Origin of the sequence: Microtetraspora malaysiensis (genome assembly GCF_050947145.1) — a bacterium.
Taxonomy (GTDB): domain Bacteria; phylum Actinomycetota; class Actinomycetes; order Streptosporangiales; family Streptosporangiaceae; genus Microtetraspora_A; species Microtetraspora_A malaysiensis.
In genome coordinates, this window is record NZ_CP191998.1 from 9009116 (window position 1) to 9022689 (window position 13574).

At 68.4% G+C, this 13574-nt stretch carries 16 protein-coding genes; 8 read left to right on the top strand and 8 right to left on the bottom strand.

Annotation, left to right across the window (positions count from 1 at the left end; translation table 11 throughout):
* The first annotated feature begins 28 nt into the window (after positions 1-28).
* Complete coding sequence (locus tag ACQP1V_RS41950; RefSeq protein WP_433417169.1) at positions 29-268, top strand: hypothetical protein; 240 nt, start codon at positions 29-31, stop codon at positions 266-268.
* Between the two features lie 137 nt (positions 269-405).
* Here ACQP1V_RS41950 and ACQP1V_RS41955 read toward each other — a convergent pair whose 3' ends face one another.
* Both ACQP1V_RS41955 and ACQP1V_RS41960 read right to left on the bottom strand, forming a co-directional pair.
* Positions 406-1326 carry a CU044_5270 family protein gene (locus ACQP1V_RS41955; protein WP_433417172.1) on the bottom strand — a complete coding sequence of 307 codons (921 nt, stop codon included), beginning with the start codon at positions 1324-1326 and terminating at the stop codon, positions 406-408.
* A complete protein-coding gene (locus tag ACQP1V_RS41960) occupies positions 1326-1901 on the bottom strand; it encodes an RNA polymerase sigma factor (protein ID WP_433417175.1) in 576 nt (191 codons plus the stop codon). Before ACQP1V_RS41960 ends, ACQP1V_RS41955 begins: the two co-directional genes overlap by 1 nt.
* 255 nt (positions 1902-2156) lie before the next feature.
* On the opposite strand from ACQP1V_RS41960, the gene ACQP1V_RS41965 reads away from it, so the two are divergent.
* A complete protein-coding gene (locus ACQP1V_RS41965; RefSeq protein ID WP_433417178.1) occupies positions 2157-2306 on the top strand; it encodes a hypothetical protein in 150 nt (49 codons plus the stop codon).
* Between the two features lie 276 nt (positions 2307-2582).
* On the opposite strand, the gene ACQP1V_RS41970 is transcribed toward ACQP1V_RS41965, so the two are convergent.
* On the bottom strand, positions 2583-2732 hold the full coding sequence (locus tag ACQP1V_RS41970; RefSeq protein WP_433417180.1) for a hypothetical protein: 150 nt from the start codon (positions 2730-2732) through the stop codon (positions 2583-2585).
* Positions 2729-3826: an NAD(P)/FAD-dependent oxidoreductase gene (locus ACQP1V_RS41975; RefSeq protein WP_433417183.1), complete on the bottom strand. Its 1098-nt coding sequence runs from the start codon at positions 3824-3826 to the stop codon at positions 2729-2731. Before ACQP1V_RS41975 ends, ACQP1V_RS41970 begins: the two co-directional genes overlap by 4 nt.
* Positions 3827-4112: 286 nt before the next feature.
* Between ACQP1V_RS41975 and ACQP1V_RS41980 the strand changes: the two genes are divergently transcribed.
* The 3 genes from ACQP1V_RS41980 to ACQP1V_RS41990 all read left to right on the top strand — a co-directional run bounded on the left by ACQP1V_RS41980 (position 4113) and on the right by ACQP1V_RS41990 (position 6641).
* Entirely contained in the window at positions 4113-4814 is a 702-nt protein-coding gene (locus tag ACQP1V_RS41980) for a hypothetical protein (RefSeq protein WP_433417186.1), read from the top strand.
* Between the two features lie 148 nt (positions 4815-4962).
* Positions 4963-5631 carry a HEAT repeat domain-containing protein gene (locus ACQP1V_RS41985; protein WP_433417189.1) on the top strand — a complete coding sequence of 223 codons (669 nt, stop codon included), beginning with the start codon at positions 4963-4965 and terminating at the stop codon, positions 5629-5631.
* The gene (locus ACQP1V_RS41990; RefSeq protein WP_433417192.1) at positions 5628-6641 is read left to right on the top strand and encodes a MerR family transcriptional regulator; all 1014 of its coding nucleotides are present in this window, start codon (positions 5628-5630) and stop codon (positions 6639-6641) included. The genes ACQP1V_RS41985 and ACQP1V_RS41990 overlap by 4 nt, the downstream gene beginning before the upstream one ends.
* 562 nt (positions 6642-7203) lie before the next feature.
* Here ACQP1V_RS41990 and ACQP1V_RS41995 read toward each other — a convergent pair.
* Entirely contained in the window at positions 7204-7647 is a 444-nt protein-coding gene (locus ACQP1V_RS41995) for a MarR family winged helix-turn-helix transcriptional regulator (protein ID WP_433417195.1), read from the bottom strand.
* A 92-nt stretch (positions 7648-7739) separates the two neighbouring features.
* Here ACQP1V_RS41995 and wrbA point away from each other — a divergent pair, with 92 nt between their 5' ends.
* Entirely contained in the window at positions 7740-8423 is a 684-nt protein-coding gene (gene wrbA / locus ACQP1V_RS42000; RefSeq protein ID WP_433417198.1) for an NAD(P)H:quinone oxidoreductase, read from the top strand.
* Positions 8424-8577: 154 nt separating this feature from the next.
* On the top strand, positions 8578-10017 hold the full coding sequence (locus tag ACQP1V_RS42005) for an MFS transporter (RefSeq protein WP_433417201.1): 1440 nt from the start codon (positions 8578-8580) through the stop codon (positions 10015-10017).
* A 418-nt stretch (positions 10018-10435) separates the two neighbouring features.
* On the opposite strand, the gene ACQP1V_RS42010 is transcribed toward ACQP1V_RS42005, so the two are convergent.
* Positions 10436-10978 carry an N-acetyltransferase family protein gene (locus ACQP1V_RS42010; protein WP_433417204.1) on the bottom strand — a complete coding sequence of 181 codons (543 nt, stop codon included), beginning with the start codon at positions 10976-10978 and terminating at the stop codon, positions 10436-10438.
* Positions 10979-11074: 96 nt separating this feature from the next.
* Entirely contained in the window at positions 11075-12124 is a 1050-nt protein-coding gene (locus ACQP1V_RS42015) for an aldo/keto reductase (protein ID WP_433417207.1), read from the bottom strand.
* Positions 12125-12212: 88 nt separating this feature from the next.
* On the opposite strand from ACQP1V_RS42015, the gene ACQP1V_RS42020 reads away from it, so the two are divergent.
* Complete coding sequence (locus tag ACQP1V_RS42020) at positions 12213-12656, top strand: MerR family transcriptional regulator (protein WP_433417210.1); 444 nt, start codon at positions 12213-12215, stop codon at positions 12654-12656.
* 132 nt (positions 12657-12788) lie between these two features.
* Here the strand turns inward: ACQP1V_RS42020 and ACQP1V_RS42025 are convergent, their stop codons facing one another.
* Positions 12789-13520: a class I SAM-dependent methyltransferase gene (locus tag ACQP1V_RS42025; RefSeq protein ID WP_433417213.1), complete on the bottom strand. Its 732-nt coding sequence runs from the start codon at positions 13518-13520 to the stop codon at positions 12789-12791.
* Between the last annotated feature and the right edge of the window lie 54 nt (positions 13521-13574).

Sequence of the window (13574 nt, forward strand, 5' to 3'; positions counted from 1 at the left end):
GCGGCAGGTTCGCCGCCTGGCGGTTGTCGTGGCCGCGGCAGCGCGAGGCGGGCATCGCCCCGATCACTTTGACCGCCCACTACGGCGCCACGTTCCACCATCCGCATCTGCGCGGCGCCACCTCGGGGAGTGGCCGCTCAACGTCGCCGACGCGGAACAGGCGGCCGAGCTCGTCCCCGTGCTGCGCGCCATCGCCGCCGCCGACCTGCACAACCTCGTCTTCCAGCGTGACTGGCGGATCGTCCCCGCCCTCCACCCGCAGGATTAACGGAACTCAGTTGCCATTAAGTGCTACATCCCCCATCGTTCTCGTTAACAGAACTGGAGTCCTATTAAGGATTACTTTGGCTGATCGGTGGCGACCGGCGCCTCTGCCCCTGCCACAGGCACCGGCCACCGCCTCCGTTACGGGACGTCCCCCGCGTTGTCCACGATCCCGGCGGTCACCTGAGCCACCGAGAAGATCACCTCGCCCTTGGCCAACTTGCCATACGGTGACTCCGACTTCGATTCGCCGACGTAGACCCGGCGCCCCCCGAGCAGGACATAGGTGTTCGGGTCGATGATGACTTCCTGGCGTATCTCCTCGTCGTCGACCGTGTAGATTCCCACGCCTTCTCTGCCCAGCAGATCGCTCACCTTCTCCACGCCGACGTCGTCCAACTGCGAGAGGACGGTGTAGAGAGCGGCGCGCAGGCGAGCCGCCGGGGCGCCTTCCTGAAGGATGTGCAGGACCCAGTCGGGCAGGGGGATCACACCTGCCGTGTCCTTTTTCAGGCGTTCCAGCAAAGCGGACGGCTCCAAGGGCAGCGAGCGCAGGTAGGCGGGGTCGAACCGTAGACGGGGATCTTCCCCGCCTTGGCGCCTCGTGATCGTCTTGCTGCCTTCGTTTCGCTTAGCCCTTTCCTTGCCATCCCCCCGAGTCCACATTTCGGTCGTGTACCGCGAGTGTGTCTTTTTGTAGAAGTCCCTTTTGGCGTAGACCCACTGATCGGCTCGCGGGTACACGTCCGTCTGGCTCGCCGCCGCCGCCGTCGCGCGCTTGGCCAGGGTCTCCACGTTCGCCACGGGCAGCCACGCCGGGGCACTGGCGGTTCCCTTCCCCTGGCCATCCGTACGGAGGGTCTGCACCACCGTGACGCCGGCCGTGATCGTGACGCCGAGAACGCCAACGGCGGCCACGCGCACCGCCAGACGGGGGAGCCGACGGCCCTGTGGCTCCGGAGCCATCGAGGCCAACACCCGCCGCCGAGCGCCGCGGAGATCGTTTTCTTCGCTCTGCCGAACCTGCGAGCGCAGGTCGCGGACCATGTCCAAATCGTTCATCAGATCTCCTCGGTCACGTCGGTCGGGTTGCTACCGCCCAGCTCGTGGACGACCTTGCGGCGGGCGCGGGACAGCCGGGACCGCACGGTGCCGATGGGCACACCAAGCGCCTGCGCCGCCTCCTCGTAGCTGAGGTCGCCCCAGGCGATCAGCAGCAGTACGTCGCGCTCGCCTCGACCCAGCTTGGCCAGAGCGGCCGCGAGCCGTCCGCGGTTCGCCGAAGCGGAGACCCGGGCGGCCACCTGCTCGTCGAAGGCCACCGCCACGGGGTCCTCTCCGGTTCTGGCAAGCGCTCGGTATCCGCGTACTTCCGCTCGGCGGTGGCTGCCGATGATGTTCGTCGTGATGCCGTACAGCCACGGCAAGGCGTCGGAGCGGTTGAAGGCGTACTTGTGCCGCTGCTCGAACGCCCTGGTGAACGTCTCGGCCACCACGTCCTCCGCCTGGTCAGGGCCGAGGCGCCGGACGACGTAGCGGTGCAGCACCGCGGCATGCCGGTCAAATAGCTCGGCGAAACGCTCCGGCTCGCCCAGCGACACTTCGATGACCGCCGAGTCCTCTATCGGGGCCGGCACTTCACAGGCCGCCGGAACCTCTGCCCAGACCGGCCCTGATACGTCTGCTCGAAACGGCGCTCGCACGTCCGCTCGAGCCGGCATGTCGGCCACCGCTGAACCCTCCGCCAGGTCTGCATCACGCGTATGGTCGGATCTTCGCGGCTGAACGGGTGCCGCCATGTGGAGCGTCAGGCCGGTTAGGGCCGGCTCCTCGTATGGAGTGGATGTCACAGCCGTACTTATCCGGATGTAGGAAACAGGTTCCAATCCACGGTGCGGGCAGTGCAGGTCGGAAAGCTCCCCGTGCTCGCGGTGATCGTGCTGGCGCGGACGTTCCTGAGCTTCTCCCTTGAGGTCGAGCTGGAGGGCCACTGGCCGTGGCGGCGACCCGCGATCACGCACCCACCGCGAACGGCGGGCTGACCGGGGTCCTCCCGGCCGCGCCAGACAAAGAAGGTCCCTGAGCAGGCATTACACCTCCAGGGACTTTCTTGTTTTCCCGGATCATCCGGCCTCCTTCCCCTCGTTCCCCTCGTTGGGAGCCGCCCTGGGAGCCACCCGCTTCCGTTGCCCCAGCAGAGCGCTCGAAATGGCCTCCGTGGCTGCCCGCTTGTCGCCCTCCTTAAGGTGCCCGTAGACGTCCTTGGTGATCGCGATGCTCGCGTGCCCGAGGACGTCGGAGACGACAAGGCGCGCGGGTCACACCTTGACCGCCGTGAGCTTCTCCGGGTTGCGGACGCAGTAGACGGCCGTCACGACACCGACCGACCCGGTGATCTCATAGGCAATCGAGAACAGCAGGGCCCTGTGCGTGGTGAACTCGTCCGCAGGGTCCGGCTGCTCGGTCACTTCGAGCCCCACAGCCAGGCGTAGGTGGCGGTGCGGGCGCCGAACCTCGCGTAGCGACAGACTCGCTCCTTGGCCACAGCCGCGGTGCGCCCAGCGAAGTAGAGCCGCCGCACGGTGTCGTTCCTGCGGCTGACCTGCAGCAGACCGTCGCGCCGGCCCAGGCTCACCGCCTGCCCGATGTACCCCATGGAGTAAGGCTTGGGCTCACGGCCTTGGATCATCCGCGCCAGCGTATCCGCTGCGTGTACGCCCTGAGGCATGGCCGTCGCGCAGGACGCCCGAGAGCCGGGAACCGCCGCGCAGTCTCCGACCGCGAAGATCCGCGGGTCGGTCACGCTGCGCAGGCGCTCGTCGACCACCGCACGCCCGTCGGCGTCCACCTCAAGTCCGCTGCGGGCGGCCAGGTCGGGCACGCTCCCGATGATCGCCCACAGCGTGAGGTCGGAGGTGAACTGCGGGCGCGAGTTCAGACGCACCATGTCGCCTCCTCCTTCCCCGGCGCCAGAGTCAATCTGCGTGACGGAGTCCTCCACGACCTCCACGTTCAAGCGGTCCAGGCCGGTGCGCACACGCTTCTGCCCTCCTGCCGACAGGCTCGCGGCGATCGTCCGTCCCACGATCCGCACGCGGAGGTCGGGTCGGCCGAAGGCGATCTCGGATGCCGTCTCGATGCCCGTCAGCCCGCCACCGATGACGGTGACCGCCCTCCCGCCGGGCAGCTCGGCCAGCGCTGCCCGCGCCTCCTCCGCGCCCTCCCAAGTCCCCACCGGAACGGTGCCCGGCAGCGGTGCGACCGTGCTGCCCACCGCGAGGAACAGGTAGTCGAAGCCGAGACTCGCCCCGTCGCCGAGAATGACCTGGCCGTCGCCGATCTTGTCGGCGGTGCCCATCCGCCATGCGACCCCTTCGCTCAGCATCGACGTCAGCGGGGTCGCCGCGGCTCCGGTCCCGGCGATCTGCTCGTGCAGCCGCACCCGCTCGACGAAGTCCGAACGGGGATTGATCACCGTAATCTCCGCTTCCTTCACCTTCTTGGCCAGCCGATTCGCCGCGATCGTCCCCGCGTAGCCGGCTCCCACCACCACGACCCTCATGTGCGCCTCCTGTTGTGCAAGCAGCTCACACACGGGATGCAGCCCACCTCACCGTTGTGACGGGCAAGCCGAGTGACCTGCGTCACTCACGAACCTTCCGGCCTGGTCCGCCCCGGGCGCGCCGGTTGACGCCTACGTTCTGCTGCGTATGCGGATGCTCGCGCATACGGCGGAACGCGTAAGTGGGGTGCCGCCTCCAGGCTGGCGACATGATGAGGCCCGGCCGCCAAGCTGCTGGCATCGGATCCAGACACCCCCTTCCCCCCAAGGAGGCGAACCGACGATGATGTCGACAGCCCTTATCGAGACCCGTAATCCCACACTCCGCCTCGGCGCCTTCACGATCATCATCGGCGCACTGATGATCGCAGGCTTCCGGTTCGCCCACGGCGACCTGCCCGCCGCCGACCCGGCCGCCGCGCTGCACTTCATCGCCCATCACGCGTTCTACGCCGGCGTCCACCTCGGCACCGTGCTCGGCGTCCTGCTGTGGACCGCCGGCATCCTCAACCTGGCCCGCACGTTCACGCACCCGATCGCCGTCGTGCTCGGCCGCCTCGCACTGGCCGCCGTCCTGGTCGGCGCGGCCGTCTTCATCACCGATTTCACCATCGACGGGGTCACCGGCCAGGACCTCGCCCACGCCTACGCAACCGCCGCACCAGCCGACCAGCCCTACATCGAACGCGCCGCGCAAACCGCCTTCACCATGCTGCGCGGCACCTCCCTCGTCTCGATCGCCATCCTGTGGGCCATCCCGCTGATGCTGCTCGCGCCCGCCCTGCGCCGCGACGGCTACTCGTCCTGGCTGGCCTGGACCGGCCTGCTCGTCGGTGCCACCAGCTTCCTGGCCGCCGTCGCGCTGCTCTTCCAGTCCGAACTCTTCCCCGGTGTTCTGCTGTACGGGCTGCTCACCTCCATCGTGATGCCCTTGTGGAGCATCGCCCTCGGCCTCACCATGTGGCGCCATGCCCGCACGGTGTCATAGCGGCGGCTCGCATGTGATGGGTGGGCGGCGAGCTTCGCCGGACGTCATCCCGCTTGGCCGATCCGATCGACGTCCGGGCTCACGGCGTGGTCCCGCTTGACCTTGACACAGTGACAAGGTCTTCACTGCAGCCAAGGAGGTGGCCCCGATGGCCATGCCGAAAGAGGACACGAACACGATGCGAGCTCTCCAGGGGCTGGAGAGCAGCAGTTCGTCGGAGCGGCTGCAGGCAACGCTGGCGGTCGGCACGACCCCAGACCCGCGATTCATCGACAAGCTCATCGAACGATGCGCGATCGAGCCCGACTTCTACGTGCGCGACATGCTTACGTGGGCACTCACCCGCCACACGTCATCAATGACGGTCCCGAAGCTCATCGATGAACTCCGCTCGGCGCGTGCGCAGGCACGAAGCCAGGCGTTGCACACGCTGTCCAAGATCGGGGATCGGCAAGCGTGGCCGGCGATCACACAGGCGCTTCTGACCGACGCCGACAGCGAGGTCGCGCGGAGCGCCTGGCGCACCGCGGTCGTACTCGTGCCCGAAGGTGCAGAACCCGAGTTGGCCGGAGTGTTGGCGACACAGCTCGGGCGCGGCGAGCGTGAGACGCAGTTGAGCCTCAGCCGGGCGCTGGTCGCGCTCGGTACGGTGATCCTGCCGACCCTGCGCGCCGCAATGACGGATCCCGCCCCTCGCGTGCGCCAGCACGCGATCGCCACGGAACGGCTGTTGCGCGACCCGGATGCCGGATTCGAGTTCGCGATCGAGGAGGCGAAGCGCATCGTAGCCCTCGGCACGACCGGCAAGGAGGGGTGAATGCAGTGTTGATCGGTGATGTGGCACGACGGTCCGGGGTCAGCGCCCGCATGCTCAGGCATTACGAGTCGCTCGGCCTGGTGCGGCCGACGGGGCGTACCGAGGCGGGCTATCGAGAGTACGCCAGCGAGGACATCCGGCGAATCTTCCATATCGAGAGCCTGCGGTCATTGGGGCTGTCGCTGCGTGAAGTCGGGCGCGCGCTGGATGATCCCGGCTTCACGCCCTCGGAGCTCGTCGACGACCTCATCCGCCAGACGCGAGAACGCATCGCGGGTGAGACGGAGCTGCTCACCCGACTCCGTCGAATCGGTGCCGCGGAACCCGCCGACTGGGAGGACGTCCTCCAGACCGTTGCACTGCTCCAGGCCTTGGGGTCGGAAAGCGCCGGGAAGCGCCAGCGCGCGGCCTTGTCCTCAATCGAAAAGGTTCCGGTGCCAGTGGAAGCCCTGGTCGAGGCAGCGTTGAGCGAGACGGACCCGAACGTCGCCGGAGCCCTTCGATGGGCTCTGGCGCAATCGGGCGATGGCGGATTGGCACTGCTGGCGGAGGGCCTCGACTCACCGGTAGCCGCGGTGCGGAAACGTGCCGTCCAGGCCATCGCCGAGATTCCGAACGGTGAGGCGACCGCACTGCTGCAGGACGCCCTCACGAACGCCGACATCGTGGTCCGCAGGTGTGCGGCTCTGGCTCTCGGGGCACGTGGAGTAGCCGACGCGGTCCCGACGCTCATCGACATGATCGTCGAGGGGGCGAACGACGCCGATGCGGCCGATGCACTGAGCGCGCTGGCGAGTGATCCCGCGTTGGCGGAGCAGATCGCCACCAGGCTCGTTGACTGCCTCACCCGCCGCACCGTTGAATCGTCCGCACGTCGACGACTGACACAGGCGCTCGCGGATATCCCGGGGATCACGACGTCGCGTGCCCTCGCAGATCTGTCACATGACGACGACCGTGCCGTCGCGCTTACTGCGACATACATTCTCAAACTGCGCAACGCACGATAAAGGAGCGCGGCCAGGCCGTCATCAGGCTCGGCGAGCCGCGGGGCAATCGCGCGGTGTCGGACGCGATAGGCAGCCGAAGAGGTCTTTGAAGACTCCCGGATCCTCTCCATGGCCACCGGCGCGATGCCACCGCGGCTGGAGGTGTCCTCGTTCCGCTCCCTGGCGCTCGTTCCCGGTGTCCGGATTGAGCAGGGCGTGAGCGACGCCGCCGGTCGCAGCGGGCTGGGCGTCCGGCTGGAGCGCGCCGACGGTGCGCGGCCCAGCAGCCCGCGGAAGGCCGCACGCCATGATGCCCTCTGGACCATGGCCAGAGTCGGGGCATCCTGCTGCGTGGCGAGTCTGATTCGATGCGTCACGTGATCTTCTCTGGTGGCGTCGTCTATCCGCGTGCTCGCAGACGCTAGCCACGACCGGGGGCGGGCGCAAAGCGATAATCCATCTCGCTCGGCGGCATGCGATCGCAGCTCCCGCGATGGGGCGTCGGTGAAGAAGTGCTCGCCGTGGGCGGTGCGCAGGAGGGCGCTTCAAGCCGGCTCCCGCCCACCGCCCCGGCGGCTGCTGTTCAGCCGGCGACGCGCCTGGCGTCGACGTTGTCGGTCAGGGCGTTGAGGACACCGGGGAGCTCGGCCACGGTCTGGGCGGGCAGGCCGGTCACGGTTTCCTCCGCCAGGACGCACCATAGCCGCTTGACCTGGTCGGTCAGCGCCTTGCCGCTGTCGGTGAGCTCGACGATGCTGGCGCGCCTGTCGGACGGGGAGGGTGCGCGGCGGATGTGACCGGAGGCTTCGAGCTTCCGCGTCATGAGCGTGACACTGGGCGGCTCGACCCCGAGCGCCTCGCTGAGCTGGGCCTGGATCATCGGGCCGGTCCGGGCGAGTTCGAGCAGGAGCGCCTCCTGTCCGGTGTGCAGGCCGAGCGGGGCCAGCAGCGCCGCGGTCCGGGCCCGATGGCGCAAGCTCAGCCGGCGGATGGCCTGGTTGATGGTGTCGGCTTGGTCGAAGTCCACGGGCTCTCCTTGACAAGTTGATTATGTGCCTAACTATTATGCACCTAACGTTATCCGCGTAACTAATCCTATGGGACGACAAGGGAGCCGACATGACCACGAAGGTCGCCGTCATCTACTACAGCGCGACAGGTACTGTCCACGCACTCGCGGAGGCCCTCGCCGAAGGCGCCGCCTCGACCGGCGCCGAAGTACGGCTGCGGCGGGTCGCCGAACTCGCGCCCGACAGCGCGATCGACCAGAACCCGCAATGGCGGCGGCACGCCGACGCCACCGCGGCGATCACCCAGGCCACGATCGACGACCTGGCATGGGCCGACGCGTTCGCGTTCGGAACCCCGACCCGGTTCGGCACACCGGCCGCGCAGCTCAAGCAGTTCATCGACCAGGCCGGCGGCCTGTGGCAGGAAGGCGGCCTCGCCGACAAGCCCGTGACGGCCTTCACCTCGGCCTACAACCGGCACGGCGGCAACGAGGCCACGATCCTTTCCCTGGCCAACGTCTTCTACCACTGGGGCGCGCTGATCGTCCCGCCCGGATTCACCGATCCCGCCGTGTACGCCGCCGGCGGCAACCCCTACGGCGCATCCGCCGTGACCGGACCGACCGGAGACGACCTCCACGCCGCGGTACTGGAAGCGGCCCGCTACCAGGGACGACGGCTGGCCCAGACCGCGACCCGGCTGCTGGCGGGCACCCACATCACCAACACCGGCGGCGGCATCGACGGGAACACCCGCGCGACCGAGGCCGGGAAATCACTCCAGACCGTGTGAGCGGTGACGCCACCCCGCCGAACCCGCCCGCCCCCGCACCGGGCGCGGCACGAATGCCGGCAGTGGCACCTCACGACACGCACACCGCCGACCGGCCGCCCGCCGAACCCCTACCGCAGACCCGCGTTCACCATCCACGACTCAGGAGACATTCGTGGCATCCCAGCTATCCCCCCACCCCCTCACCCCCAGCCAGGCGACGGCGAGATTCCGCCCTGCCTGGATCGTCCTGGCGCTGGTGTGTGCCTGCCAGTTCATGGTGATCCTGGACTCCTCCATCGTTAACGTCGCGCTGCCCTCGGTCGACCGGGACCTCGGCTTCACCACCACCGGCCTGGCCTGGGTGGTGAACGGCTACCTGCTCACCTTCGCCGGCTTCATGCTGCTGGGCGGCCGCGCCGCCGACCTGTTCGGCCCCCGCCGGATGCTGGCCGCCGGGCTGACCCTGTTCTCCGCCGCGAGCCTGGTCGGCGGCCTGGCCACCACCGCGGAAGCCCTGGTCGCGGCCCGCATCGCGCAAGGCATGGGAGCCGCCATGATGGCCCCCGCGACACTGGTCGTGATCAACACCTACTTCACCGAGGCACGCGCGCGTGCCCGGGCGTTCGGTGCCTGGTCCGCCTCCGGCGGGGTGGGCGGGATGGCCGGCGCGATCGCGGGCGGCGCCCTCACCACCGGCCTGTCCTGGCGGTGGGTCTTCCTGATCAACGTGCCGATCGGCGCGGTGCTGATCGCCGTGGTCATGACCTCGCTCGTTCGCAAGCAGACCGGCCGGCGCGAATCACTCGACATCCTGGGCGCCGTCGCCGGAACGGCGGGGCTGGCCGCGCTGATCTACGGGGTCATGCAGACCGCCGATCACGACTGGACGTCCGGGCTGGTCGCCGGATCGATCGTAGGGGGCCTGCTCCTGCTCGCTGTGTTCATCGTGGTGGAAGCACGTTTCGCCAGGCAGCCGATCATGCCGGTGCGGCTGTTCAAGGTCCGGGGGGTTGCCGTGGGCAGCGTCCTGCTCCTGCTGTTCGGAGCGGTCTCCATCGCGATGTGGTACTTCACGTCGCTGTTCCTGCAGGACGTGCTCGGCTACAGCGCGCTCGAGGCCGGACTCGGGCAGACCCCCGCGGCGGTGACGTTCATGCTGGTCGCGCGGGGGGCCGCCGCCCTGCTGCCCCGCGCCGGTGTGCGTGCCCTGGTGCTGGCCGGCTGTGGCGCCTTCGTGGCCGGGTTCGGCTGGCTTTCCCAGGCCGATGCGGCCAGTGGCTACGCCGCCGGCGTGCTCGGGCCCACGCTGCTCATCGCGATCGGCATCGGGCTGACCTTCCCCACTCTCATGGCCGCGGCGACCGCGGACGCTCCCGAGGGCGATGCGGGGATCATCGGTGGCATCGCCGGCACCGCCAATCAGGTCGGTGGGTCGATCGGCCTGGCGGTGCTCGCGACAGTCGCCAGCGCCACAGCCGCGGCGAAGGCCGGCGGCAGCTCCCCGGTCGCCGCCCTGGCCGCCGGCTATGACCGGGTCTTCCTCATCGCGGCCGGGCTGAGCCTGGTCATCGCGGTGGCCGGCGCGCTGCTGCCACGGCACCAGCGGAACTGACCACCGCCTGTCATCCGCCGCCCATTCTGCGGGCGGAAGCGGCGTCGGTGATGATCGCGGCGGCTTGTGTCCCTGCCGATCAGAAAGTCAGGGGTTCGAGCCTCTCGGCCACGCCAGACAAAGAAGGTTCCTGGGCAGGCAATACGCCTCCAGGGACCTTCTTGGTTTCTCTCGATGATCCATCTGTTTGCCAGGGACTGTCGGGACACGGGTGGCTCCCGCTACTCCCCGAACGCGTCGGCGGAGATCTCGGCGGCGGAGCTTCCGCGGCGCGGGTCATGTGGGCACAGGCCCGGAACGTGGCTATTGGAACGTCGCCGACGGCCCGGTGCTGACGGCGGTCATCACGTGCTCCGCAGGCCGGAAGAGCTGTGCTGAGTCGCCGCGGCCGTCACGAAGGCGGCGCATCCCCACGTGGTCAGAGCTCAAGCACCATAAGGATCTCGTCGCGATCGTCACCAGGCTTGAGCCGGAGCGCACCCGGCCACCGGCCGATCTCTTTCCAACCCAGCCGCCCATAGAAGTCTTCGAGCCCTACGCCACCCCGGGCGGCGAGGTGGAGCTGTTCGAGCCCCATCTCGTCGCACGCGAGGCGGCGCAGGCGGTGCATCAACGCGGCCCCGATGCCCCGGCCACGGAAACCGGTATGCGTCTGAACGTGATGGACCGTGCCCCAATGAGCGATCAACGGGTTGGCGTCGCGACGTACGTTCAGCCACCCGGCGAGCGTCCCGCCGACGCAGGCCAGGAGCAATCGACTCCGTTGGGGGGCGAGGCCGGCGATGATCTGGTCAGCGACCACAGCCACCTGATCGAAATCGACGGGCGGGAAGGGAAAGCCGGCCGCGCCTCCGGCGTTGGTCACCGCAACCCAGCACTCGATCAACTCCCGTCGCAGGTCGGGTGACAGCTCCTCACGGCTGGTGATCTGCAGGAACTCCGGAGTCTCCTCATGGATCATGGCCACAGCCTGGCAGACGCCTCGGACAAAACTCGAAGAACCGCCTCCGGCCGCAGGCCGATCGCCCGCGCGCGGTCGCGCCCGACCGGCGATCGGCTAAGCGGCGGAACGGTCCGCGATCGGGCGCCGGCGACGGGCGGCGTCGGCCAGCACCGGCGGGCGCCAGACGCCGTCCGGCTGGTAGATGTTCGTCCCGGGCGGCACGATCTCGTCGATCCGGTCCAGGACCGCGTCATCGAGGGTGAGCGAGGCGCCCTTCAGCAGCGACTCCAACTGGTTCATCGTTCGCGGCCCGACGATCACCGAGGTGACGCCGGGATGCGCCACGGTGAAGGCCACGGCCAGCTTGGGCAGCGAGCAGCCGAGGCCGTCCGCGACCTCGACGAGCTGTTCGACGATGTCCAGCTTCGTGGCGTTCACGGGAAGCGAAGGATCGAAGCGCGCCGGCTGCAGCGCCGCACGACCGGTGGTGAGATCGATGGGCTGCCCCTTGCGATATCTGCCGGTCAGGAAGCCCGAGGCCAGCGGGCTCCAGGTCAGCACACCCATTCCCAGGCGCTGGCAGACCGGCAGCACGGAGGTCTCGATGCCCCGGGCCAGCAGCGAATACGGCGGCTGCTCGGTCCTGAAGCGCAGCAGGCCACGGCGCTCGGCGACGTGATGCGCCTCGACGATCTCATCGGCCGGGAACGTGGAGCAGCCGAAGGCGCGGATCTTGCCCTGATGCACGAGGTCGCTCAGGGTGGAGAGCGTCTCTTCGATGTCGGTCGTGTGGTCGGGACGATGAATCTGGTACAGATCGATCCAGTCGGTCTGCAGACGCTTGAGGCTCTCCTCGACCTCCTTGATGATCCATCGCCGGGAGTTGCCACCCCGGTTCGGGCCCTCACCCATCGGGAAATGCACCTTGGTGGCGAGCACGACGTCGTCACGACGGCCGCGCAGCGCCTTTCCGACGATCTCCTCGGACTCGCCCGCCGAGTACATGTCGGCGGTGTCGACAAAGTTGATCCCCTGGTCGAGGGCTGCGTGGATGATGCGGACACATTCGTCATGGTCGGAGTTGCCGACCGCGCCGAACATCATGGCTCCGAGGCAGTGGGCGCTCACTTCGATGCCGGTACCGCCGAGGACGCGGTAGCGCATGGTCATGCTCCCTTGGTGGTGGGGGTGATCATGTGCTCGGACTCTAGGTTCTAGAGTCGGCTCTAGGGCAACCCCCTACTCTGGCGGCATGCCAGAAACATCGGGCGCACAGGATCTGAGCATCGGAGAGGTCGCAGAACGCACCGGTTTGAGCGTGCACACGCTGCGTTTCTATGAGCGCGAAGGCGTCCTGGCCAATCCCGTACGACGCGGACCCGGCGGGCGTCGCTTCTACAACGAGGACGACGTGGAGTGGCTGCGGGTCTGCATCATTCTCCGCGCCTCCGGCATGCCTCTGCCCACGATCCGCCAGTACACCGAACTCGTCCGGCTGGGGTCCGGCACCGAGGAGCAACGGCTCACGCTGCTGCGCCGGCACCAGGAGCACGTGGTCGCCCAGATCGAGAAGCTGACCCAATGTCTGGACCTGGTCACCTTCAAGGTCGGGGTGTATGAAGACCACCTCGAACTTGGTCCCCCCGGTCAAAGGTGCGCCGCTTCGTCATTGCCGGAGAACGCCGAACACGGTTAGCGCGGGCGGCGCCGGAAGTTCACGGACGTGGCCCGTCGCTCGCAGGATCCGCAGCTCATCAGCCATTTCCTCACGGAAAACGCGATGCCGGCGATCGATCCGGAGGACGGGCGCACGGTCGTCGATTACCCGTCAGTCGCCCGTGGGACGGCGAAACAGCGCGGTCAGCAGGAAAGAAGCGCCGAAGACGGGGGCGTCGGCCGGCTGCTCCTCCATCCGGCGGATCTCGACCTCGGTGTAGTCGGAAAAGATCCAGCGCACCTCGTCCGGCGTGTACGCGAGGCCGCCGTGCAGGTGAGCGTCGCGGTAGAACTCTTCGTCGGGCTGTTCGGAACCCATGGCCCCGGCCGCGAAGCAGGTGAGACCGAGATGCCCGCCGGGGACCAGCAGCCGGTCCACCAGAGCCAGGTAGCTCACCCTGCGGTGCGGCGGCAGGTGGTGCAGACAGCCGGAGTCGTACACCAGGTCGTATCCGCCGGGTGTCAGGTCAGCGGTGAAGGCGTCTCCGCACTGGAAGCGGATCTCGGCGCCCGCCTCCCGGGCGCGCTCCTCGGCCCAGGCCACGGCCGTCGGTGAGAGGTCGACGGCGTCGACCTCGAAGCCCATCGAGGCGAGGTGGACGGCGTTGCGGCCGGGTCCGCACCCGAGGTCCAGCGCTCGCCCCGGTTTGAGCAGCCCACGCTCGATGGAGGACACCAGGCTCTCGTCCGGCTTGCTCACGAAGAAGGGGATCGGCTTCCCGCGATCGGCGTAGAAGTCGTCCCACCAGGACGACGCGTTCCCCGTCCACCGGTCCGCGCCGGGTGCGAACAGCCGGTCGAGCAGATCCAGGACGTCGTCGATCGTGCGCATGGTTCGGTTCACTCGGTCTCCCTCAAGCGATGATCCGCCGTGCGGTGTGGCGTTTCTGATCATATT

Coding starts and splice junctions, on each gene's coding strand:
- ACQP1V_RS42015 (WP_433417207.1), bottom strand. CDS start 12,124: ATGCGCTACCGCGTCCTCGGCGGTACCGGCATCGAAGTGAGCGCCCAC.
- ACQP1V_RS42020 (WP_433417210.1), top strand. CDS start 12,213: ATGCCAGAAACATCGGGCGCACAGGATCTGAGCATCGGAGAGGTCGCA.
- ACQP1V_RS41985 (WP_433417189.1), top strand. CDS start 4,963: ATGGCCATGCCGAAAGAGGACACGAACACGATGCGAGCTCTCCAGGGG.
- wrbA (WP_433417198.1), top strand. CDS start 7,740: ATGACCACGAAGGTCGCCGTCATCTACTACAGCGCGACAGGTACTGTC.
- ACQP1V_RS42010 (WP_433417204.1), bottom strand. CDS start 10,978: ATGATCCATGAGGAGACTCCGGAGTTCCTGCAGATCACCAGCCGTGAG.
- ACQP1V_RS41980 (WP_433417186.1), top strand. CDS start 4,113: ATGTCGACAGCCCTTATCGAGACCCGTAATCCCACACTCCGCCTCGGC.
- ACQP1V_RS41955 (WP_433417172.1), bottom strand. CDS start 1,326: ATGAACGATTTGGACATGGTCCGCGACCTGCGCTCGCAGGTTCGGCAG.
- ACQP1V_RS41975 (WP_433417183.1), bottom strand. CDS start 3,826: ATGAGGGTCGTGGTGGTGGGAGCCGGCTACGCGGGGACGATCGCGGCG.